Source organism: Marisediminitalea oceani (genome assembly GCF_003731635.1).
In the GTDB taxonomy this organism is placed as follows: Bacteria; Pseudomonadota; Gammaproteobacteria; order Enterobacterales; family Alteromonadaceae; genus Alteromonas; species Alteromonas oceani.
In genome coordinates, this window is the sequence record NZ_RCUA01000020.1 from 136777 (window position 1) to 161558 (window position 24782).

17 protein-coding genes are annotated in these 24782 nt (G+C 46.3%); 13 read left to right on the forward strand and 4 right to left on the reverse strand.

The features are described 5' to 3' along the window. Nucleotides 1-35: 35 nt before the first annotated feature. The 12 genes from D9T21_RS07405 to D9T21_RS07460 all read left to right on the forward strand — a co-directional run bounded on the left by D9T21_RS07405 (nt 36) and on the right by D9T21_RS07460 (nt 18987). Nucleotides 36-878: an Npun_F0296 family exosortase-dependent surface protein gene (locus D9T21_RS07405; protein ID WP_123324394.1), complete on the forward strand. Its 843-nt coding sequence runs from the start codon at nt 36-38 to the stop codon at nt 876-878. Nucleotides 879-1056: 178 nt separating this feature from the next. Beyond that, nucleotides 1057-2610 carry an FAD-binding protein gene (locus tag D9T21_RS07410; RefSeq protein ID WP_241155656.1) on the forward strand — a complete coding sequence of 518 codons (1554 nt, stop codon included), beginning with the start codon at nt 1057-1059 and terminating at the stop codon, nt 2608-2610. Between the two features lie 86 nt (nt 2611-2696). Continuing rightward, nucleotides 2697-5426: an XrtA/PEP-CTERM system TPR-repeat protein PrsT gene (gene prsT / locus D9T21_RS07415; RefSeq protein WP_164464605.1), complete on the forward strand. Its 2730-nt coding sequence runs from the start codon at nt 2697-2699 to the stop codon at nt 5424-5426. Between the two features lie 16 nt (nt 5427-5442). Beyond that, nucleotides 5443-6522, forward strand: coding sequence for a GNAT family N-acetyltransferase (locus D9T21_RS07420; protein ID WP_123324397.1), 1080 nt, complete (start codon nt 5443-5445; stop codon nt 6520-6522). A gap of 116 nt (nt 6523-6638) precedes the next feature. After that, a complete protein-coding gene (locus D9T21_RS07425) occupies nt 6639-9233 on the forward strand; it encodes an RIFT barrel domain-containing protein (RefSeq protein ID WP_123324398.1) in 2595 nt (864 codons plus the stop codon). Between the two features lie 2 nt (nt 9234-9235). Next, on the forward strand, nt 9236-10201 hold the full coding sequence (locus D9T21_RS07430) for a glycosyltransferase family 2 protein (RefSeq protein ID WP_123324399.1): 966 nt from the start codon (nt 9236-9238) through the stop codon (nt 10199-10201). Then, on the forward strand, nt 10191-11309 hold the full coding sequence (locus D9T21_RS07435) for a glycosyltransferase (protein WP_123324400.1): 1119 nt from the start codon (nt 10191-10193) through the stop codon (nt 11307-11309). The genes D9T21_RS07430 and D9T21_RS07435 overlap by 11 nt, the downstream gene beginning before the upstream one ends. 9 nt (nt 11310-11318) lie before the next feature. After that, a complete protein-coding gene (locus tag D9T21_RS07440) occupies nt 11319-12335 on the forward strand; it encodes a polysaccharide deacetylase family protein (RefSeq protein ID WP_123324401.1) in 1017 nt (338 codons plus the stop codon). Then, nucleotides 12332-13366 carry a GNAT family N-acetyltransferase gene (locus D9T21_RS07445; RefSeq protein ID WP_123324402.1) on the forward strand — a complete coding sequence of 345 codons (1035 nt, stop codon included), beginning with the start codon at nt 12332-12334 and terminating at the stop codon, nt 13364-13366. Before D9T21_RS07440 ends, D9T21_RS07445 begins: the two co-directional genes overlap by 4 nt. A 12-nt stretch (nt 13367-13378) precedes the next feature. Then, nucleotides 13379-15280 carry an asparagine synthase (glutamine-hydrolyzing) gene (gene asnB / locus D9T21_RS07450; RefSeq protein ID WP_123324403.1) on the forward strand — a complete coding sequence of 634 codons (1902 nt, stop codon included), beginning with the start codon at nt 13379-13381 and terminating at the stop codon, nt 15278-15280. Nucleotides 15281-15297: 17 nt separating this feature from the next. Then, nucleotides 15298-16395 (forward strand): glycosyltransferase family 4 protein, encoded by a 1098-nt coding sequence (locus D9T21_RS07455; protein WP_123324404.1) that lies wholly within the window; start codon nt 15298-15300, stop codon nt 16393-16395. A gap of 27 nt (nt 16396-16422) precedes the next feature. Continuing rightward, a complete protein-coding gene (locus tag D9T21_RS07460) occupies nt 16423-18987 on the forward strand; it encodes a PHP domain-containing protein (protein ID WP_123324405.1) in 2565 nt (854 codons plus the stop codon). Nucleotides 18988-19005: 18 nt separating this feature from the next. Here D9T21_RS07460 and D9T21_RS07465 read toward each other — a convergent pair whose 3' ends face one another. The 4 genes from D9T21_RS07465 to D9T21_RS07480 are packed head-to-tail and all read right to left on the reverse strand — an operon-like array spanning nt 19006 to nt 23646. Continuing rightward, a complete protein-coding gene (locus tag D9T21_RS07465; RefSeq protein ID WP_164464606.1) occupies nt 19006-19833 on the reverse strand; it encodes a hypothetical protein in 828 nt (275 codons plus the stop codon). 56 nt (nt 19834-19889) lie between these two features. Then, a complete protein-coding gene (locus D9T21_RS07470) occupies nt 19890-21365 on the reverse strand; it encodes an oligosaccharide flippase family protein (protein ID WP_123324407.1) in 1476 nt (491 codons plus the stop codon). 56 nt (nt 21366-21421) lie between these two features. After that, the gene (locus tag D9T21_RS07475) at nt 21422-22300 is read right to left on the reverse strand and encodes a glycosyltransferase family A protein (RefSeq protein WP_123324408.1); all 879 of its coding nucleotides are present in this window, start codon (nt 22298-22300) and stop codon (nt 21422-21424) included. Next, nucleotides 22297-23646 carry an O-antigen ligase family protein gene (locus tag D9T21_RS07480; RefSeq protein ID WP_123324409.1) on the reverse strand — a complete coding sequence of 450 codons (1350 nt, stop codon included), beginning with the start codon at nt 23644-23646 and terminating at the stop codon, nt 22297-22299. Before D9T21_RS07480 ends, D9T21_RS07475 begins: the two co-directional genes overlap by 4 nt. Before the next feature lie 293 nt (nt 23647-23939). Here D9T21_RS07480 and D9T21_RS07485 point away from each other — a divergent pair, with 293 nt between their 5' ends. Continuing rightward, nucleotides 23940-24776, forward strand: a complete 837-nt coding sequence (locus tag D9T21_RS07485) for a sulfotransferase family protein (RefSeq protein WP_123324410.1) — start codon at nt 23940-23942, stop codon at nt 24774-24776. The last annotated feature ends 6 nt before the right edge of the window (nt 24777-24782 follow it).

Sequence of the window (24782 nt, forward strand, 5' to 3'; positions counted from 1 at the left end):
CCGATTGTTGGTGACATTAATCAAGGAGCGACTTTATGAAACGTTTTCCCGTAGTCACTAAATCCCTTTTATTCAGTGTCGTACTGGTTTTTAGTGTTTCTAATCAATCTACAGCAGCATCGATCAGCTTTGGTGGCGCAAACGCCTCAGATGGTTCCGGGCTAACCAGCACCTTTATGGATCCCATAAACGGCGGGCTGTCAGACTACTTTATTGAAACTTTTGATATCGCCACTGGCGATCCTCTCTATCCGGGTTCTACAGACTACACTGTATCCGGATTTGAAAATGAGTGTGCTGTAAACAGTCTTAATAATGGTCCTATTGGTATCGATGTTACAGCCAATAGTTCAGAGATTGCCGTCCGTAAAGGTTCGGTAACCAATGTAGCGGCGGCACCGGCAAACGATACCACCTGTTATGGCTATGCAACTAATAATGGCCAAGGCACGGCCACTATTTCGTTTGACTACACAAACCTGCTTGATTACTACAGTACTCTGTATGGCTCCTCAACCCAATTAGGCATTACTTATCTTGGCTTTTACTGGGGCTCGGTGGATGTTTACAATGACTTTTATTTTTATTCTGGAGGATCGTTGGTTTCGTCAATCACAGGTTCTGCACTACTTTCGCAGTTAGGCGGTAGCTCAGGTGATCAAACCAGTCCGGACTCCAATGCTTACGTCAATATTGCCTTTTCGATTGCAGAACAATTTGACACCCTGGTAATCAATACCAGTGACATTGCAGGAGAGTTTGACAATATTGTCATAGGTCTGAGTACACGGGAGATACCGGTAAGTGCTCCCGGGGCTACCCTTATTTTGCTATTTGGTACTGTAATGGTCGCAGTCCGCAGGTCTCGAAAAAGATAATCAACCAAAACCAATTCAACAAGAAAGCCGGCTATATGTCGGCTTTCTTGTGTTTTCACGCTATAGTTTAGGCATATAAATACACTTCAAAACAACCAGAACTTATATGGATATCCACAACCAATTATCGCTTATTTGTCAACCAAGCATCGCCAGGCTGATAGCTTCAGAGGAGGCCGTGAGCCAATATGGTATCAACACATTTGGTAAACCACAGCAATTTTCCGGGGCAATCCAGGTACTGCAGGAATCAGCGATTCCGCAGTTACTTTCGCTGGCAAACTCCGTAGGAATTAAACTGCATCCGGTTAGTACTAACAATAACTGGGGATATGGCTCGATTCTGGTAGACAAAGAGCCGGTTTATCTCCTGGACCTGTCTGCACTAAACGCTATCACACCAACAAATAAAGAGCTGGGTCTAATAACTATCGGTCCGGGTGTTACCCAGCAACAGCTTCACGACTACCTGGTAGAGCATAACTGGCCCCACATGGTACCAGTTACCGGTGCAGGTCCTTCATGCAGCTTACTCAGTAACGCTTTGGAAAGGGGCTATGGCATTACGCCTTACACAGATCATTTTTATGCTTGCAATGCAGTGAAAGCCTATCTCCCGCACCCTGATTTGTGTGAACAAAAGCTATCTTCTGCAGTCTCGGCGTTGGATCAAAGTGGCAATGACTTTATCGATAAAACCTTCAAATGGGGTCTGGGCCCATATATTGACGGTTTATTTACGCAAAGTAATCTTGGCGTGGTTACAGAAATGACGCTAAGGCTGGCTAAAAAACCTTCGTCTTTTTGTGCCTTTTACATTCAGATCTTTGAGGAAGATAACTTTTCTGAGGCAGTTTCTTTTATCCGGGATTTACTTGAGTCCCAGAGCGGCATGGTCGGCTCTATCAATTTGATGGACAAACGTCGCCTGGTCTCTATGACCTGTGAAAACCCAAACGTCGAAAACAATCCCATCGAGCCGTTATCAGATGAACAGGTAAACAAGCTTGCAGCTTCCAAACGGCTCCCTGAATGGATGATCGTTGGCTCGATATACGGCGAACAACCAGTCGTCAATTTCGTTAAAAAATATATAAAGCAAAAGGGCAAAAAACTGGGACGAATTCTTTTTTCTGATTCTATATTACTCAAATTTGCTCGTCAGTTCGTCCGTCTGCCTTTGAATTTTATTCCTGCCTTTAAAGACGTAAAAGGCCAGCTAACTTCCCTCAAAGAGGGCGTAGATATAATGCTTGGCGAGCCAAACCAGGTAGCGCTGCCCCTTCCCTACTGGAGAAATAAGTCCTCTAAAGGCGACAAGTCCCGCCCGCTGGATCCAGCCAGCGAAAACTGTGGTTTACTTTGGTACGCACCGCTAATCCCCATGGACCCTAATTCCTTAAAACAGTTTGTGTCATTTGTACGCTCGACCATGCTGAAGTATGAGCTGGACCCGTTAATCACCTTTACTAATTTAAAACACGATTGTATCGATTCGACGGTTCCTCTGGTGTTTGATAAAAGTGACAGTAGTGAGGAAACCAGAGCACTCAACTGTTTGCATGAGCTAATAACTGAGGGGTGTAAGAACGGCTTTGTTCCTTACCGGCTGCCCATTCACGAACAACAACAAATCGATAAATCATCAGCGTACTGGCAAACCATTAAGGTATTAAAGAATGCTATGGATCCCAATAACATTTTATCGCCTGGCAAATACGATTCACAGTAATCAGTCTTAAGAGGTATAGTCAGAACCAAACCAAACTGGTATCTTTGCTTGCAGTATGAGGTATAAGCCATAAGGAATGGATGCAAATGAAACGGGCCACAGCACTACTTTGTGCATTAGTATTAACCGCTTGTTCACAGAAAACTGCAGAGCAACAAATCGCAGATGCAAAACGTCTCGTCCTGGAAGGTGAAGAGATTGCAGCCATTGTAGAACTGAAAAATGCAGTTGTCACAGAACCCAATAATGCGGAAGCGCGATTTCAGTTGGGGCTACTGGAATTTCAGCAAGGGCTGTGGGAAGAAGCAGAAAAAGAGCTACGTCGCTCACTTGAGTTAGGTTACAACAAGCTTCAGACCTATCCTTTGTTCATTAAGGCTATATTCTATCAAAACGACTTTTTACGGGTGTTGAACGAACTTGAAAAAGCGCCTGAGATAAATGACTCTCAAGTCGTCAGTACGATCGCTTTGTTTGAATATCTGGCTAAATTAAAGGCTGGCGAGCAAAACCCGGTTATACCAACCAAGCGTCTGCAGCGGGAAGATTTATTAATTGCTCAGGCTTACCAAACCCTTGAATCTGGTAAACCACAGGTGGCAAAAAATATTACAGAGCAGTTTATCAGTCCCGAAATAGAGCCTTTTGAGAAGTTGCTTCTTAAAGGTATGATCGAGTCACTAATGGGGAACCATGTTGAAGCTATAATAGCCAATTCTAAAGCCCTTGAAATTTACCCGACTTATCATGTTGCCCGATTTTTGCTCGCCGAGCAGCTTATAGAAGATAAACAACTCAAACGCGCAGATGAAGAAATTAGTAAGCTTTTGGCATTAAACCCAAATAGTGGGCATGCCAACTATTTAAAATCATTAGTATATTTTTACCAGAACGAGTACGAGCAGGCTTACAATCTGGCAAACAAGGCCTTACAACATAACGCCAAGCCTGCCTTAGCAAGCTTTATAGCCGGCACCAGTGCTTATTATACAAGTCGGCTGGAAAGCGCTTTAAGATTGCTATCTACCGCTGCGACAACACTCCCCCCAGCCCACCCGACACACCGAATGCTCGCACAGGTGAAACTGGAGCTAGGTTATGTTGACGAGGTTGCCGGAAGTCTCGACGATCTCAACATTGAGCCTGGTCAGGGCGCTGAAATTTACAGTCTGGCAGCACTGCAAAAGCTTCAACAAGGTGAAGACGCAGAGACAGAGTCATTGCTTAGTAAAGCAAAAGAGCTCGACCCTAATAATCCTGTAGGCTTGTTAAGAGAGGGTTACATTTTACTTGATGAGGATAAACCAGGCGCCGCGGACTCTCTGGCGCGAGCTCTGGAGCTGGCACCGGATCTCAGCGAGGCATGGATTTTATTAGCCCAGGCAAAGTATGAAGAAGAAGGGTTGAAAGCAGCGCTAGCGGTTGCCGACGAATGGGCTGAGCTGAACGAGCTCAACGGAGAGTTGCTAAGAGGTATTATTTACCTCCGCGACAACAACGAAAAGCAAGCGATAACACATTTTACCAAACTGGTTAAAAGAGATCCGGATAATGCAGGAGCCATACGTTACCTGATGATTGGTGAAGCGCGCTGGGATAACTTTGATAAAGCCATCGAATATGGCGAGAAGTTACTCGACCTAACGCCCAACAATCTGCAAAACCTGATTGACGTTGTAAACATTAAAATTGCGATGGGTCAGGAAGAAGAATTGGAAAGCTTTCTTAAACAACGGATTGCTAAGTTTCCGGAGTCAGATGCTGCCAATTCAGCGTTAGCCCTTATTTACTCGCGCGCCAAACAACCAGAAAAAGCGATTAACTTATTAAAAGGGGTTACGGAACCGCAAAGTTTTGGTGTGTACCAGGCGCTGGGCGACGCATATGTTTCTGTTAAAAACTTCGACAAAGCGCTCGAAACCTATCGTGACTGGACACAGAAGTTTCCTACTGATAGCAATAGTTGGTATCGTTTAATTGCGACTTACCAAATGGCGAATAACTTTGACGGTGCTTTAGAAGCGACACAGAATGCACGCCGATATCTCCCCAGAGACGAGCGACTGATTCTTGTCGAAGCTCACCTTGCAGCATCAACCGGCAGGTTTGCCCAATCCAAACGGGCTATCGAGCTGCTCTCTGAAGACAGCAGCGAACTGGTAAACCTGACTCATACCAAAGGATTGTTGGCATTAAACGAAAAACGTTTTAGCGATGCCGTTTCATTACTGTCTGCATACTACGAAACCAATCCGGGTTTTGCGGTTGCCCGGTTGCTGGCACTGGCGCATGCGGGTTTGGGACAGGCTGATAAAGGTCTTGAATACCTGCAAACAGAAGCTGCGAAAGAAAACGATACACTGGTGTTTAAACTGATTAGTGCAGAGTATGCCTCTTCCTACGGGATGTATGATGCATCAATTGAGTTATACAAACAGGTTTTAGCACAAAAGCCAGACGACTTTGCATCACTCAACAACCTGGCATCAGTTTATACTCAGGCTGGCGACTTAACTAAAGCTGCAGAGGTTGCCAAAAGGGTTATTGAAATTGCTCCAGACTCGCCCTATGCACTGGATACCTATGGTTACGTATTACTTAAACAAGGTAAGGTACAGGAAGGCCAGGCATTCGTTGAGCGAGCTTTAGGTAAAGCTCCCAATAACAAAGAGATACAGTTACATAACGTTGAAGCCCTGCTCCTTAATGACGAGTTAACCCAGGCGCGCTCAATGTTGTCAAGGATACGCCCTGCTACGCCATTACAGCTATCCTTACATAAGGAACTGAAAAGCCGTCTTGACGCGCAGAAATAGCCCTGGCGTTTTTACAGTGCTGACTCTTGAAGTAAGGGATAACTACACGCTGGATGAAGTGAGTTCAACACTCACCTCACTGGAAAATGCGAGCCCAGCGGTACCATTATTTCTGAGTCAATTCTGGCTCAGGCCCTGGCTCGAACGATGCGAAACGCGCCCCTTGTGGTTAACCTGTAGGGATAATGATCGAATAGTAAGCAGCATCTTTTTATCTACCACCAGTTACCGATTACCCAAAGAACCTTTCGGCTCAGGCTGGTTTAATAAAACCGGTGAAGCAAAGCAGGATCAAATCTGGATAGAGTACAACGATATACTGGCACTCCCTGAGTATCGTCAGGAGGCTATCAGATGCTTACTGGATTGGTGTCAAACTCAGTCACAGCAGAAGTGGATCCTCGAAATAACCGATAAACCGGCAGAGTGGCTGCAGCACCCGGCGTTCAGCGCTGAGGTGATGGATATACCCGCATTTCGAATTAAACTCACAGACGCATTTTCCGATTACAATGCTTTTCTGTCGCAATGTTCCAGTAACAGCCGAAGCCGAATCCGCAGAGCAATGAAGTACATGCAGCAGCGTTATGGTGAGCTATCCCAGTGTTCCCTTGGTTCACAACCGGATCCCGGCACATTATCTCATATGATGTCACTTCATCGTCGCAAATGGGGGAAGACCAGCGAAGGCAGTGGTTTTGATAATCCTTTTTTTGTCGACTTCCATAGAGCTCTCATGGCCAATGAGCAACAGCATGCTTGTCATTGTGAAGTGCTGGCATTTTATGCCGGTGATCTTTGTCTGGGCTATACCTATAATCTGCTGAATCACGACACTGTCTATTTCTACTTATCCGCTATTGAATATGCAGAAGAAAGCAACCGTTTTCAGCCGGGTCTGATAATGCATACTCTGGCAATCGCCTATTTTGCTGGCAAAGGGTTTAAAATTTATGATTTTATGGGAGGTGACAGTCAGTACAAGCGGTCATTATCCAATGAGCAATATTCCTTAACTGCCATTCACCTGTTCAAAAAAACCTGGCTTACGCGATTGTTAAGTATAATAAAAACCACTGTTCGCCGCTTTCGCTAAAAATAGCAGTCAATACGTGTAATCCGAGATTAATGTTTGCTCTGTGGCGCAGTTTAACGGTACAGTTACACTCAGTTTGACTCCCCATTAACGACAATAACTACAAATACCGACACATGCTGGAACCTAACTTTTTTTCGCTACAAACGCCTGCTAAGGACAACAGTTCAGGGGCATTGTTTTCTGTCGGTGTACCACTTCCCAAAGGCCGCTATTTCGCTCATCAGCAATTGCTATGCAGTCGTGAAGATGGAGAAGAAGTCAGCGCTGCCGTCGTGCCTAAGGCATTCTGGCCGGATAACTCCCTGAAATGGGTTCAGGTACATGGGGAAACGAAAAACGAAGGGTTGGACAAAACCGGCTTTACAGTTTGTGAATCCCCGCAGATCACCAGTCAATGTAAACAGCAATCACCTGACATCACTACAACACAGAACAAAGTCGAAATTCATTGCGCAGACACCATCTGGCTAATCAATACAGACCAACTGTTCTCGGGCACTCTCACCGTTGCCGGAAAGTTATTTCAGTTTGGCGTAAATTCTCATTTCATAGCCCCTTATGATGCCCCGCAAGTTAACTTGTCAGATTGGCATATCACCCCAGCATACGATAACAAAAGCAGCGGCGAAGCGGCTTTTATTGAGCTAACGCTGCATTATCAGCTTATCAGCCAGTCGCCAGTTACTCTGCCTCTCGAATTTACGGTAACGCTAAAATATTTTACTCATTTCGGCTACTGTGAATTGCATAGCACGCTTCTGAATCCAAACCCGGCCGAACATGCCGGAGGCACCTGGGACCTCGGCGAACAAAAAAGCTTGTTAATAGAAGAGCTAGCCTTTTTCATTAAAGCTGAATCAGGTACATCACACCTCAGTGAAAAGAGTTTATCAGTTACCGGTGAAGAGCCCATTCAGACCCAGTGCATCCTATGGCAGCGTTCCAGCAACGGTAAACACTGGGACAGCCCGGTACATGTTAATCATGAACGTAAGCTCAGCATTTCGAACCCATTAAGTGTTATCGACGTTAATGGCGAAAAGTCCGAACAACCGGTGAGACTTGCACCTGCCGGCAGCCTGAAACAGGATGAAACCTGCCTACGCATCGAGCCGCAAAAGTTCTGGCAGAATTTTCCTACAGCCTTCACGGCCAACTCAGCTCAATTATGCTGGCACTTGTTTAAAGCCGAAGCCAACCACCCGGTTGAATTACAACCTGGCGAACAAAAATCCCATTGTTGCGAACTGGCTTTTAGCGATAAGTCAGATAGCTATGTTAAAGCGAATGCCCGCCTCAACCCTGAGTGGATATCACACTGCAATGTCATCCCCTGGTTCTCTGAATCTCTGACTTCGGATCCGCTACAGTCTCTGATAAATCTGGGACAGACTGGCGAACAGAACTTTTTCGCCAAACGGGAGCGTATCGATGAATATGGCTGGCGAAACTTTGGCGATCTCTATGCTGATCACGAAACTGCAGAGCATCAGGGCGATGAACTGTTTCCATCCCATTACAATAATCAGTACGACCCGTTATACGGCTTTCTAAAGCAATGGCTGTTAAGCGGTGATGAAAAGTGGAAGGAACTCGCAGACGACCTGGCCAGGCACATTCTCGACATTGACATTTACCACTGTAACCATGACAAGCCAGAGTATAACAATGGTTTATTCTGGCATACCGACCATTACCTGCCCGCAGAAACGGCCACACATCGTACTTATTCCAGACATCATAAGAGTGATGCTTATCAGGACCATGCCGGCGGCGGTGGACCAGGGGGCCAGCACTGCTATACCAGCGGCCTGCAGTTGTATTATTTCCTTACTGGTTGTCTGCAGGCTAAAAAAGCGGTGCTCGGGTTAGCCAGCTGGATAACTCAGGTTTACGAAAGTGATGGCACGCTTTTCGGCTTACTGTTGCAATTCAAAAATCGACACCGAAAGGATTTAAAGCAGTTCAGTACGGGTTATTATCCGCTGGACAGAGGCACTGCCAATTACATGGTTGCCCTGCTCGACAGCTATGAACTTACAGGCAATACCCACTTACTGGAAAAAGTGGCGCATATCATTCGCCACACCGTCTCTCCTGATGATGATATTGATGGCGAAAGAGACCTGACCAACGTCGAAGAATGTTGGTTTTACACAGTATTCTTTCAAGCCCTATGCCGGTACCTCACGGTGCAGCAATGCGTCGCAGAAAACAGTGATTTTAATTACGCCAAAGCGTGTCTGCTGCACTACGCAGACTGGATGGCCGATAACGAATATCCGTATCTGGAAAAACCTGACATCCTGGAATATCCCAACCAGACATGGAGCGCTCAGGACCTTCGCAAAGTCCACGTTTTAGCCGTTGCTGCTACCTATGCAAAGCCCGACCAGGCCGACCGCTTTATGCAAAAGGGTAAAGCGCTGAAGGACTATATCGTCACCGCGCTATCTGACAGTAAAGAGCGCGAATACACCCGAATTCTGGCCCTCGTAATGCAAAATTATGGCGTGGATACCGTGTTAGCATCATCCTCTTCCAGCCAGGTTAAACAGACTACGGCCAACACGCTGGTAACTGAAGAGCTACATGTAGCGGGCTGGCAAGCAGAGCTGCTGCGGGTCATAAAACAGTTTTCGCCACAATATGAGTGGCAACAATTGCAAAAGCGTATTCCTAAATTACGCAGAAACCGGTGGCATTAAGCATGGATAGCGTGTCGTTTATAATCCCCCACAAGGGGCGTGAAAACATGTTGATTGAAACCATTGGTTCAATCGCCGCACTGGAGTATCCGCACGAGAAGCTGGAAATTGTACTGGTGTCGCAGAACCCTGCCGTTTCTGCAGATGTTAAACAGGCTGCCGGCAACATAACACTGCAAGTTATTGAAAGTACGCCGGACAACACTATTTCAACCTCACGAAATATCGGTGCCAGGCAGGCTAAAGGCAACTACTTTGCTTTTCTCGATGCCGACATCGCCCTGTCTGCTAACTGGTTGAGCACGTGTTTACAGCTATTGCAAAGCCGCCGGGACACCAAGCTGGTAAGTGCCATGCAATTGCCATCTGCAACGCCCACACCTTTGGAGCACATCCGGGTTGCGCTGAGCAATGCCGACCTCGATTGTACGGTCAGCTTTTTACCTGGTCGAAATTTGCTGCTAAGCAAAGAAACCTTTTATCAGGCCGGCCAGTTTCCGGATGATTTGGTGACCTGCGAGGACTACTATTTTACCGACAAAGTTAACCAGCTGGGTGAACTGTATTACACGAGTCAGGCGCAGTATGTGCACATTGGCGAAGATAAACAGCTCGCCGCCATGTTCAGTAAGGAAATCTGGCGCGGCCAGTCAAATCTTGCCTCCACCAGGGATCGCCGCATCCCGCTCAGAGAGTGGCCAAGCTTTATCGTACCGGTTGCAATACCAGGACTGCTTTTATGCGCCCTGTTACTGGCTATCGCCGGCTATAGCGGGTTAAGCCTGATGGCTCTCGGTCTGGCGGTGTTGCCGGTCATCCTTTACAGCCTGCGCTTGTTCAAACTGGTCGCCGGCACAACCTCTTTCTGGCAGGTCTTAAAATTTTACAGTGTTTATTTCCCGGCCCGGGCCATTGGCACCGTCGGCGGTATTATAAAAACCATCGGAACTTCTTCACATGGCAAATAAAAAAATAAAAATTCTGCAATTTATCTGTTCAACTGGTTTTTATGGTGCTGAACGCTGGGTTCTGGCTTTGGCCAGCCATTTACCCAAAGATAAAACCGTCTCGCTGCTCGCTACCACATTGGAAGATAACTCCCAGGATCTTGAATTGGTGCGCCAGTTCAAAGAACGGTGCGGAGACACTTTCGAACTGCCTATGAAGCATAAATTCGATTTCTCAGTAGTAGATAAGCTGGCCGAACTCATTAAGCGTGAAGACATCGATATTATCCACACCCATGGTTATAAGTCGGATATTCTTGGTGTCTGGGCTGCCCGAAAGGCCGGAATTCCCTGCGTAGTTACGCCACACGGCTTTGAGAATGCCAGCGACATTAAACTCCGCATGTTTATCTGGCTGGGTTGCCAGGCAATGAAATACGGTGATGCGATAGTGCCTTTATCCCGCCAGTTGCTTGCCGACATGCAACGACTGGGAGTGAAAGCAGAAAAAACGCACTATATCCAAAATGGCGTTGATTTGTCTGAAGTTGAGTCAGTGCGCACGGACGAGAAGGTCCCTGCCAGCACCGAAAAACTCCGCGTAGGCTTTATTGGTCAAATGATCAGCCGCAAAAATATCGATGACATTCTGACCATTTTTGATGACCTGCATCAGGAAGGAATGAATATTGAACTGCTGTTCCTTGGTGATGGTGACGATCGTGCCCGACTGGAGCAAATCGCTGCTACTTTGCCAAGCAAAAGCGATATTCATTTTCTCGGTTTTCGAGACGACCGGCTGGCGCTGTTGAAAACCTTTGACTTGTTTGTCATGACTTCCACTCTGGAAGGGGTGCCACGCTGCCTTATGGAAGCCTGTGCCATGGGTACCCCCGTAGCGGCCTATCAGATTCCTGGGATTGACCAGCTCATCACCCACAAGGAAACCGGTTTACTCGCGCCCCTTGGCGAGCGTGAAACCCTTAAAGGCTACTGGCGCGATATGTTATCTGATACTATCAAGGCTAACAAATACGGCTTACAGGCAAAAGCCTATGTCGAAGAGCACTTCTCGGCGCAACGCATGGCCAATGAGTATATGGTTCTTTTTGAGGACTTACTGAGCTAAGGAAATGGCATGGTAAACCAGCTTTCACCCAATACTACACTGTTTGTACTGACTATCGATACCGAAGAAGAATGGCATTGGGACGGGCCTTTTCCGCAACACAACTGTCAGGTCGAGAATATTCAGCGTATTCCTGAATTTCAGCAGTTTTGCGCAAATCTCGGCATCAGACCAACCTATTTTGTTGACTATGCTGTCGCTGATAATCAGCAGGCTGTAGACGCCATTCAACAAGCCAGGCAGCACAACCAGTGTGAAATAGGCGCTCACCTGCACCCGTGGTGTAATCCGCCCTACTTCGGTAAAACCGGTGAGGCTGAATCTCACGTTGTAAATTTGCCACCAGAGCAAATTGAAGCCAAACTTGATGCCCTTATTGAATTAATAGTTAAACGCTTCAACACTCAACCGCGCTCGTTTCGAACCGGCCGTTGGGGAATTGATAGCAAAGTACTGAAGCTCCTGGCTGATCGTGGATTTCGCGTCGACAGCAGCGTTTATCCCTATTATCGGAATGAGTTTTTCACCTGCGAAGGGTCTCCACTGACCCCTTACTGGCCAGATTTTGACGATCCGCTTACAGCCGGTAATCAGCGTCAGATAATGGAGCTGCCTGTCACCGCAGGCTTTAATCGTCAGAATTACGAAACCGTGGATAAAATTCACCGTCTGGGCGAATCTGCACCGCTTAAAATGCTCCACACTATTGGTTTAATGTGGCATACGCGAATATTAAGAAAGCTTTATCTGAGCCCTGAGTTAAATGACAGCGAGAACCTTTGTTTGCTGGTCGACTCCGCATTAGGTCGGGGACATAACGTCATTCATATGTACTTGCACAGCTCCAGCCTGATAGACGGTGTTACCGGATTATTTGATAAGAAAAACTCTCTTGAGGTTATTTGTCAGAGGATTAAAACCACTGTAGAACACCTTAAAAAGTCGGGCCCTGTGCAGTTTTGTACAATCACAGAAGCCTGTGAAATACTTAATGTGAGAAATCCGGAGGAAGCCGTTCTTTTATGAACATCAGACGGGCAACACCCACCGATGCAGCAGCCTGGGATAACTATGTTGCACAGCATGCTGAAGCAACGCCATACCATAAATTTGGCTGGGGCATGGCCTGTGAACAGGCATACCATCAGTCAATGCACTACCTGCTGGCTGAAGATACCAACGGTAACTTAATCGGTGTGCTGCCGGCCATCGATTTTAAACGCCCGCTTAAAGGCGAACATCTGGTAGCCCTGCCCTTTTGTGATACCGGCTTTGCCCTGGCAGACAGCCAGGATATAAAAACAGCTCTGTTATCACATCTTAATGCGCAAAGTGATTACCGGGATTTACGTCAGGATCCGGCGGATACCAGCACCCTGAACCCCGGCCAGAAAGTGATATTGCGCTTACCATTGCCAGACAGCAGTGAAGCATTACTGAGCCAGTTCAAGTCCAAGTTACGCAGTCAGATCCGTAAAGCCGAAAAGAACGGCCTGACCATGAAAATGGCAGATAACTTTACTCAACATAAAGCGTTACTAGGCGACTTTTACGACGTGTATAAACAGAATATGCGCCAGCTAGCCTCACCGGTTCACTCCCGCAAATGGTTTGAACGAATAGTAGCTAATTACGATGATGCCGCCCGGGTTTGTGTTGTTTACACCGGAGATTTAGCCATCGGCGCCGGCATTGTGTTAATCAACGGGCAAATGGCGGCCATTCCCTGGGCGTCGACTTTGAGTCAGCATAACCGGCTGGCGCCAAATATGTTACTTTATTGGTCACTACTGGCTAACGTCACCGATAACGGCCAGCGGATGTTTGATTTTGGCCGCTCCTCTTTCGGTGAAGGTACTTATAAGTTTAAAACTCAGTGGGGCGCTGTGCCCTATGCATTGCACTGGCATGACGGTGCAACACCTGAGCTGGCGGCAGCAGTTGAAACGGGTCCTCCGGGTACAATAAGGCAGTTAGCGGAAACAATCTGGCCCAGACTTCCGCTGGGTTTAACAGTTTCAATGGGGTCGGCTATACGACGCTATATTAGTTTATAAGGCAGGATTTATATGTGCGGGATTGCCGGCTTCAGCCGCTATCAGTTTGAATCGGGTGATGAGTCTCTGTTGGCAGACATGGGTCAGGCCATTTATCACCGGGGGCCGGACGCGGGCGGTACTTATCTGGATACCGGAGTGGGTCTGTGCCATCGCCGCCTGAGTATTTTGGATTTGTCCGCAGCGGGTAACCAACCGATGTTCAGCCCGGATCGCCGTTACGTGATCGTGTTTAACGGTGAAATATACAACTTCCTCGACATTCGCGCGTCGTTAGAAGCACAAGGCCATCAGTTTACGACCCATACCGATACCGAAGTTATCCTGACACTTTATGCACTGGAAGGCCCTGCCTGCCTCGATAAGCTCAATGGCATGTTTGCGCTGGCTATCTGGGATACTGCTGAGCAAAGCGTTTTTCTTGCCCGCGACCGGATTGGTAAAAAGCCACTTTATTACACTCATCAGCACGGCAAGTTCGCTTTTGCCTCCGAAATAAAAGCGTTACTGCCATTACCTTTTATCAGCAAGTCCATCCGCGACGATGCGGTGTACGACTTTTTTGCTTACCAGTACGTCCCGGACCCAAAAACGATTTTCACCGATATTCAAAAGTGCCCTCCCGGTCATTATATGCTGTTTAAAGGGGGCGAACTGACTATTAAACGCTACTGGGACGTTGATTTTAGTCGCACCAGCAACACTTCAGAAGAGGCTCTCACCAATCAGTTGAGAGAGCTTACTGCGCACTGTACTAAACAACGCATGATAGCGGACGTGCCACTCGGCGCATTTCTAAGTGGTGGTGTTGACTCCAGTGGCGTCGTTGCCATGATGGCAAATCAATCTGAATCGCCAGTAAAAACCTGCTCTATCGGTTTTGATGAAAAGCGTTTCAATGAAACGGAATTTGCCAAGGCGGTGGCCGATCAGTATCACACCGAACATCACGAATTTATTGTTCATGACAATGTCAGCGACAACCTTGAGCATATTGTCAGTTTTTTTGATGAACCCTTTGCGGATCCGTCGTTGGTGCCAACCTATTTTGTGTCCAAGCTGGCCCGTCAGGAAGTCACAGTAGCTATTGCCGGTGATGGTGGCGACGAAGTATTTGCCGGCTATGAGAAATACAGTGTCGACGCAGTAGAGAATAATCTGCGTAATAAAGTACCGGGCTGGATACGCAAGAATGTGTTGCCCGGGCTGGCGAACCTGCTTAGCGCAGGCTCATCGATTACCGTGTTGCGTAAGGCTAAATCCCTGTGTGACAGCTTATCCTGCGATCCGGCGATGGGCTTTTACCTTTCCAATGCACAAATCGACCAACGCCACTGGCAACAGCTGGTAGATCCGGATTTTGCCAACCGTCTGGGCGATTACCACCCGAGTAAAATAACCCTGGACGCTTATGCCAGAGCCAACGGACCGGATCATCTGGCCAAAATACTCTATACCGACCTAACGACGTTTTTGCCCGGCGGTATTCTGGTTAAAGTCGACCGCATGAGCATGGCCAACTCACTGGAAGTTCGCGCTCCAATTTTAGACCGCGAGGTCATTGAGTTTGCAGCCACAGTGCCGTCAGCCTTCAAATTTAAAGACGGCGAGAAAAAACACATCCTCAAGGAAGCCTTTAAACCACTGCTACCAGACGACATTCTGTACCGTAAAAAAATGGGCTTTTCCGTACCGCTCGACAGCTGGCTCAGAAATGAAATCAAAGCCATCGCCGAAAGTTACATCCTGAAAGACAACAACGGCCTGTGCCGGTACTTTAAACCGGCAGTGATCCGTCAGTTCTGGCAGCAACATCAAAGTGGCAGTTACCAGCATGGCACGCTGCTATGGAGTATGCTGATGTTTGAAATGTGGTATCAACGCTATATTGGAAGTGAGGCAGAGGCTGCGTGAGCGGAATTACCAGGGTCATGCATATCACTTATGATATGCGAATTGGCGGTACCGAGATGGTCATTAAAAACCTGATTGAAGGTTTTGCTGCGACCTCGGTTGAAATGTCGATATTCTGTATCGAGAGCACTTTAGGCCCATGGGGGGAAATGCTCAAGCAAAACGGCATTCAAATTACCACTCACACCCGCCAGCCTGGTTTTGACAAAGCGCTGATTAAAGCCATTAGGGCCCATATCCGACAACACAAAATCAATATTATACACTGCCATCAGTATACTCCGTGGGTCTACGGGGTAATTGCTGCAGCCGGCCTTAAAACTAAGGTTATATTTACCGAACACGGTCGTTTCTACCCCGATTTTGGCACCTGGAAGCGTAAGTTAGTCAACCCTCTACTTCAGATTATGACAGACAGCATGACGGCTATTTCCGCTGCCACCAGGCAAGCGTTGGTCACCCACGAAAATCTAAGCGCGAAAAAGATATCGGTGATCTACAACGGCATCCAGGCGCTGTTGCCCGCTGAGCAGTCATCACTGAGCGCCTTACGCGAGCAATTAAAGATTCAGCCAGACGCTATTGTGTTAGGCACCATTGCTCGTTTTGACCCCATTAAAAATCACCTGATGATGTTAAGCGCTTTCAGGGACTGCCTTGATAGCGGACTAAATGCTGTGCTGGTAATAGTGGGTGATGGCGAAATGCGCTCCGCTATTGAGCAACGAATCACCGAGTTGGGTATTACTGATGCAGTCAGACTTACCGGCTATCAGCCACAGCCATCGCAATATCTCTCTCTCATGGACATTTTTCTTCTGTCTTCCTTCAGCGAGGGCACTTCGATGACGCTGCTGGAAGCTATGTCTATCAGCAAACCCTGTGTTGTCACTGACGCCGGCGGTAATAAAGAAGTGATAGGCCACAACGAAAACGGCCTGGTGGTGGACAATGACGATCAGACTGCCTTTGCCCTCGCGATTCAACAAGTAGCCAGCGATAAAGCGCTTTATGATAAATTTGCCAACGCGGCCAGAAGCCGGTTTGCCAAACGCTTTAGCGTAACGTCTATGTGTGATGCGTTTAACAGCATCTACCAACGGCTAGCCTCGTAAACGACGAACAGTAAAACGGTCAGTATTATGCCTAACCAGTCTCCCACACCGGCAAGCAAGCCAAGCAAGAAGCCCTTCTGGCGCAAAGGGCGGATCATAAAATACAGCGTAATTCTTATCCTGCTGGCGTTAATTTTTTCGTTTTCGCCGTTGGTTATCCCCACCAGCAACCTGACACCAAGCCAGGCTGCACAGGCGCGCTCAGGTGCCGCCAAGATTCTAAAGCCGTTAATGTCATCCCGGGAAGACGTTAGTATTTCGGTAACTGCCGACCACCTTGAAGCTATTTCAAATGCAGTCAGTTATACCGTGCCGGCAGTACAGTTACGGTTGAACAGCAGCAGCTATGGCATTCTTATCGCTTCTTCCCTGACCACTATCCCTGGTTTGGTGTATGTAAATTTCAGTTGCTGGCTGATGCCTGATTTCAATGGCACTATGACATTTTCGCAGTGTAAGCTGGGTAGCATGCCGGTACCCGGTAAACTTATCGAGTACTTCGCGAAGGGCCTAGCCCGACTGCTTTTCGGTGAAGAAGCACTGACCACCCTGAATAATATCTTATCCAATACGCAGCTGGAAAATAACCAGGTCGTGGTACGTTTTAAAAAGCCAGGTAACCTTAAGGCAGCGGTTGAGCAACGACTAACCGACACCTTTAAGATGGTTCAGGATTTACGGCAGATCAATGGCGTAGAAACCGAGACCATTCAAACTTATCTGGACTACATTCAATCTCATTCAGAGCGCACTACGACGACAGCAGAGATGGTAGGTAAAACCTTTTTGCTGGCAAAAACCCGATCGGCATCTGAAGATCCTACCGACGAAAATTTCGCGGCCTTATGGGCACTGGCAATGTCTTTTGGCGCTCCGGACTTTGCGCGAATTGTTGCTATGCCAGTGGATTACTCATTAATGCAGCCGAAAAAATATGTCCTGCGTGGTCGGATGGACCTTCGTCTACACTTTTTTTACTCAGTAGCATTGCGGCTGGCCAGCGAAAAGCAAATGAGTATTAACATAGGTAAACTCAAAGAAGTGATGGATTCTGCTAAAGGCGGCTCAGGCTACAGTTTCCGGGATCTTACCGCTGATAAAGCTGGTGTTGAACTGGCCGATTTCGCCATCTCCAGTGACTCCAACGCTCGCCGTGTGCAGGAAGTTTTAGCCGGTATCGACAGTGAAAGTCAGTTTATTCCTTTACTCCATGACCTCCCGGAGGGACTCAGTGAGGAAACCTTTGCCAGTGTATTTGGCAGTGAATCCGATCCAAGGTATCAGGAAATGGAAGCGCGGATAGATAGCCGTATTCAGGCTTTACCCGTTTACTCCAATGATACGCCACAACGCCAACAAGCGATTACGACTGCCACCTATGACAGACCAGTTAAAGCCGGTCAGATTACCCAAAGTGGTAACTGGTATCAGGTAGATACCCATACCCATACCAGGTTTTCTGATGGTCGTTTCAGCATTACTCAGTTGGCAGAAAATGCCAGTAAATTTGGCTGTGATGCTGTTGCTATTACCGACCACGGCGATCATAACCTGAAAGGGGTCTTTTCTGCAGAATACTGGCAGGATTTCGCCAATGCTTCGTCTCAGTTCAGTGATTTAACCCTGATTGCCGGCCTGGAGTGGAATATTCCACCGTTTGCCGGTCGCGAGCATATGACATTACTGCTTCCTGAATCGATGAATCATGACCGGCTTATCAGCCTGTTCAGAGACCGGTATGATCATTATGGCAAAACTAAATCCACCACGATTGATGAAAGCCAGGCACTGGAATGGTTGAATAACCAGTTTGAAAATAGCGAGACGCCGCCGGTTGTTATGTATAACCATCCCAGCCGCAAAGATTTAGAACCCGGCGAAAATGCCCACGATATGCAGAAATGGCGCTCACAGACTCCTTACGTCATCGGCTTTTCCGGTGCGCCGGGCCATCAGAAAAAGCGTGGTGAAGATAACGGGTCTTATAATAATCGCTTTAAAACCCGCCATGGCTGGGATCCTGCCGTGGCTATTCCAGGCAATGATTGGGACACCCTGCTGCAGGCCGGCTTACAAACCTTTGCGGCTCGCGCGCCATCCGATTTCCATAATACCCGTATGGACTACTGGCCATGCGAGTTTTCAACCACGCACGTCTACGCCAGCAGTCGCCGCACCAACGATCTGCTAAACGGATTCGCTAGCGGTATTTACTGGGCCCAGCATGGTAAATTTGTCGCCTCATTGAGTGCGCAGGTACAGAATGACAATGGACAGACACTCGCTCAGGCAGGAAACGTGATCGACAGTCCACGTTTACCGCTCACCGCCAAACTTACCGTGACGCTGAATGAGGAAGACTGGCAGGGCTTTAAAACGTCACTGGACGAGGTTACGGCGGTGATAGTGACTGAGAGTGGTGTGCAAACAGAAGTATTTTTCCCTGATTCACAGCGCCGGGAACATAGCTTTGAGGTACGCCTACCCGCCAATGCTAACATTACGGCGGTGCGTTGGTTTGGACGCAGTATTCAACCTGAGCAGCATCACTATCAGTTCTTTACCAACCCGGTGATGATCCACTGGCAGTAAACGTTGGTTAAAACCGGATCACCTTCGTCCGGTTTTACGCCAGATTATCATTGCAATGAGCAGCAGAATAACAGGGAAAGCCCACTTGACCACATAAGCTACCTTCTCAAAGTAATATTTTTTGGTAATAAAGTGCGACGTGCCGTTCCAGTATTTAAACCCGTCTTTAATCAGATTACCGGCAATCATAAGCTCACCGTCATTCACCCGTCCTAATTGCTGCTGGTATGCACTAATCAGAGCTTGTGGGTTTTGCTCATAAAACATTATCCCCTGCTCTAGTACCACACCAAAGTCAGCATCCAGAAGCAATGGCTCCCCATCAAAGTAGGCCTCTACCATTACATGGCCAGGTACAGTAATAATCTTGTTGGCAATGCCCTGCTCATCAAGCAGGCCTGACAGAGTCATAGAAGCATCACCGCAAATCCCAATGCCACGCTCTATACTGCGATAAGGGTTTGCGTAATGGTAGCGCTGGTACTCAGGTATGCTGGTCACAACGCCCATCAGATGGAGGATATAGTTTTCCCATACCGGCACGCGCTGGTGAAACAAATCGGGATCGAAGGCTTCCCACTCCACATGGGCAATGCCTGCGGCTAAGTCGAGGGTCAGGCGCTTAGCATATTGTCGATCCGTTTCATCGGACAAACGAAATATTGCCTGCTCTAACTCAGGCGGCGTTAAGCTGAGATCCTGATCACCAAACCTTAGTACTTCCGGTGTCAGCCCATCAGGCCTTAAATCCTGGGTAAAACCATAGAGATTCAGGGCTAACAATGCCAGGCCAGGCAATGCCAGAACCGCTGCAAGCCATCTCATTAGTTTGTTTGTCGTTGTCATTCTATTCTCTGGACCAGTTTTTAAGCCTGAATACTGATATTACCAAACTTGATCTTTTACGCACTATCCACCATACGCCGGCATTTTTGCCAGGCAGGCATCATTAATTTAACTGTGTAAGCAAAACAATAAACCCGGCCTTGCAGCACTAAAATCAACATAAGCTGCATGATACCGAATAAGGCGGCCGTGATTAATGAATGCCCGGCCAGCGTCAAGAATGAATCAACGGTGGGTATTACCATAAAAGCCAGATGTCCGCTTAGTGATATTGTCAGGACAGACGGTACTAACGGAGCTACCAGCGCAAAATACGCATGCTTGCCAACAAAGGCCCATATTACGATGGTGAAGAATAACACCACAGAAAAGACATCAAGCGCCACCTTGTATTCCGCCAACTGGTTAACGCTGGTGAAATCGACCGAAGCAAACATTATCGCCTGGGCAATTGTGGAATATATGGAATAACCAAACAATAACCTCGTACGATCTTTTAACATCACGATTTGGCTGAGGATATTGTTGAGCGTCATCACGATGGTAAAGAAAGCAAATATTGCCAGCAGATCTGAATATTCAACCCATTTCTGCCCCAGAATTAATTCCACGACATAAGCGGCATGGGCGTTCATCAAATAAATTATGGGCGCGGTAATCATAGACATGAAAAACAATACAACCTGCAACTGCTTTTCAAAATAGCCTGGATTGTTCTTGAATTGGGAGAATTGAGTCAGCAATGGGCCACTGGCCGGATTGATAAACATGGTGGTAGGTATGTTCGCGTAGTAACGCATTGAGTTATATCCACCAACGATGGCCTTTTCAAAGGTGACCGTCACAAACATCGCATCGAGCTGACTTCTGAAAAAATTAAGCACCGACTGAGGTAAAACCCATTTTGAAAACTCCCACTGTGGACGAATATTTTTTAACGAGAATCTTGGCATCTTTGGCGCGATGACATAGCCTGATAATACCTGACTGACCGTTACCATAAACTGGCCCAGTACCAGCGCCCAATAGGTTTCGTAGATAACCGCAATGCCGATAGTAATCCCTGTCGTTACAAATCTGGATATTATTTGCCATTTGGTAATAGCACCCAACTCTTGCTTTTTAATCTTATAAATCAGTCCTGGGCTGCCCAGTTGAGCAATAAAAGATTGTAAACTGAAAACCAGAATTATAGGCATCAGTCGCGGGTCTTCATAATACTGAGCAATTGGGTAACTGGAGAGAGCCATTAATAAAGCCAGACAGCCTTTTAAGATAAAATTAAGCGTCCAGTTGGTATAAACTAATTCGTCTGTCAATTCTTCTCTACTCAACAGATAATTTTCCCCGCCGGTACTTGAAATAACATCTATAAAATTAAGGAATAATAGCGCAATAGCAACAAGACCATAGTCTTCGGGAGTCAGGATCCGAGCCAGAATAATCAGGCTTACAACACCAACCATACGCCTTGTCACCTGGGTTAGGACTGACAATGCGCTGGCTATAATTCCGGAGCGGGCAGTTAGCATAGGGTAATAACTCGAACTAGGAACTCAATAAAACTAAAAAAAAAAAGATCAGAAAGTTAGATTGAATTCCGCGCTTTATTCAATAAACGTGTAAGGCGTTTACGCACCATTCGTTTTTTTATGGGCCCAAGATGCTTTGTCAGCGCATCAAAATCAGCGTCAATCTGCTCATTAATCGGGGTCATATCCCTCGGCCACTGTTCGCTGGGCAATCGATCCAGAAACACTTCCTGAATTTTACCTAATTCATATCGGGCTATACGGTTTATATACAGACGGATATCGCTGAGCTTAAATACAGACAACTTTTCGAAGTCATACCCCACCCCATCTAGCCAGGTGGTTCTATTGGGCAGGTTTTCTTTACCGAAACTTAAATCTGTATTCGCCGCTTTTGTCAAAAATGAATCGATCCAGTTCAATCCTATCGGCAGGTAAAACGACTTCTCACGTATGCGTTGTATGTATGACCATTTCATGCCGTAAAGATTGCCAAAGAAACAAGACCGCTCAATTACCAGGCTGCGATAAAAATCCAGGTTTCTGCCACTAAGGGGCATGCCGGCTATGATAACGGTTTGATCCGGCGTGGCGTGAAGCTTTTCGGCCATTTTCGGAAAGCAGTCTGGTGAGAAACGTACATCAGCATCTACGAAAAAATGCACCGTAACTTCATCTGCAAGCTCGTGCACATAGGTATTCCATGCATTACATTTATCCCCAAGTTCAATCTCATGCACTGTTAACTTGTCAAAATTGAGTTTTTGCTTAACCCCCTCGGCTACACTAACTGTGTTGTCGGTACACCCATTCGCGATAACGTAAAAACGATGCAAATATTCATCAGTGCTGTTAAAAACACTTGTTATTGAGGTTTCAATGTTATCCTGCTCGTTGTAAGCGAACATGACAATATTGTATTTAAGTTCATTCATGCCGTGACCTTCTGAGTGTTACTGGCATCATCCTCACTGAGGTCCGCCGCTTTGATCCCCTCTATTCCGGTATTATTCTCTACCGCGTTCTTCACCAAGTAGTAGTTCGCTGTGATTAGAATCAGTAAAAAGTAAAACGGCTCGAAAATAATTAAATCGAGGAAGAATGCCCCTACAAAAAAACCAACCAAACCTCCCATACAAGACAGGTTAACATAATCAAAAGTCGAATTTTCTTCTGCGAATCGCCGCACAAACCTGTATTGTTTAAAAGAAAGCCAAAAGAAGGATAAATAAATAAAACCTGCTATCAGCCCGGTATTCGCAGAAAAGTTAATTAATGTGTTATGCGCAACATGGGGGGATTTCCCCGGGTATAACTGTTGCGACGCATATTGGAATCTCTGTGGCCCAGCTCCTAACAGAGGATATTCAAACGCAATTCCCAAACCGACAGACCAGGAAACCAGACGTGGGTTTAATGGCTCGTCACTGCTCTGCGACTGGACCTGACTCACCGTTGCGGATGTTCTTTGTAACAGCATTCCTCCCTGATAAATCAGCATTGCTACAAAACCAACCGCCATGACTACGTTAAGGGATTTTGACTTGACCACTAATGCAAAAAATAACGTGACGCAAGCTGCACTCAGTAAAGCCCCGCGCGAAGCGAACAATATCAGCGCGTGCCAAATAAAAGGTAACGTCATAATCAGGAAGTATTTTAACCACTTCTGCTTGAAGTAGCGAATACCAAACATTACAAACGCTAACCCGCTGGTGAGTACTATTGATGTAACATTTCCATCCTTATAAGGGCTTTTCCGGGGACCAAGTAAGCGTCCGTTTTCGAACTGAGACCAGTTACCGCTCAGATAATGATCATTAGCCCAATATGCGTAGTAAACGGTTATGAAAATAAACATAAACCCGAAAAACTTAATCGTGTCCTCTTTATTAATCAAAGGCAGTACGAAAAAATACATAATCGTGATAGTGGTAAATATATCTACAACCATATCACCGCTCACCGTAGAGAAGTAATTATCGTAAGGGGATAACAGGTTAGAAAGATGAAAAATAGTCGTGAGCGCAACCATGCCTTTAAATTGACCTGAACCATATACTTCCCAGCGAATATTGCCGTTAATGACATGCCAGGCCCAGGCAATGATGGTAATCCCTGCCGAGACCCTGAATGCTGAGAAGTCCTCAAACGCCCAAAACCATATATATTGGGGTTGCATGACGGATACAATGGAATAAACCAACGCCGCCACCCAGGGCGCATTGAATACCATGAAAAAACTGACTATCAATGCAAGATAAAGCGCTATTTTTACCATTTCTCAACCTGCATAACGGTGAAGGCTCCATGTTGACTCAGCGATTGCGCTAAGTAGTATTCAATTGAGTATTTACGAGTATCATTGGGTAATACACTGGTGAGCTAACTCACGATTGTCATATTCAACCTTAGACGGCCTCAAGTAGCAACGAATTATTCCCACAGATGCGCAATTTAAGGTATTACCAGGAAATTCTTAGTATTATTTCAGATATTTACATGTCAATTTCACGCTCTTTACGTTTAGTAATAGAGTGTTACACTAGCGGCTCATAATTTGAGTTTAAAAAAATGAATAAAACCTCACCTCACTTTATTGGCATTGGTGCACAACGTTCGGGTACCAGTTGGATGTTTGAGTGCTTTCTTGAGCATCCTGAAATTTATATGCCTCGCAAGGAAATGCAGTTTTTCAATAAACGCCCACTTTCTGAACTACCGGAATACCTCAGCCAGTTCAAAGAAACTGACAAGATATCCGGTGAAATTACCCCGGACTACCTGTCATCGAGAGAGGCTATAGATGGCATCGCAGAAGCATTCCCGGACATAAAGTTAATAGTTATTTTAAGAAACCCGGTAGAACGTACACGGAGTTCCCATAACCTGTATAAAGAGCGAGGGGTAACCAGTGATAACACATTACTTGAAGCTATTGAAAATCATTCAGCCGCTTATGAGAAAAGTCTCTATGGTGAGCAAATAGAGTATTTATTCTCGAAAATAAATCGGGATAACGTAAAAATAGTTTTTTTCGAAGATCTTAAAACCGATCCAATAGGATTGATACAGAACATATTTTCATTTATCGGTGTGGATTCATCATTCGTTCCATCCGCCGCCAACCGTAATTTTAATGCTTCTTCTATTGGCTTCGGCAGCAACAGAATTGCGAAAACTTTAACTCTGATACAGAATTACCTTTTCAAGAGGAGCTGGGGAAGAGCGATTCTTCAAATTAAAAAAACTGAGTTTTTTAAACGTTTTAAAAGTTCTTTGATTGAAAAAAAGAAAGTAAAACCTGAAGAAAATGCTAAATATTATATCCATTTCAAAAATGACATAGACAAATTAGAAAAAGAGATTGGTTTTAAGGTACCGGATAGCTGGAAATATAACGCCCGTTAAGTTGGC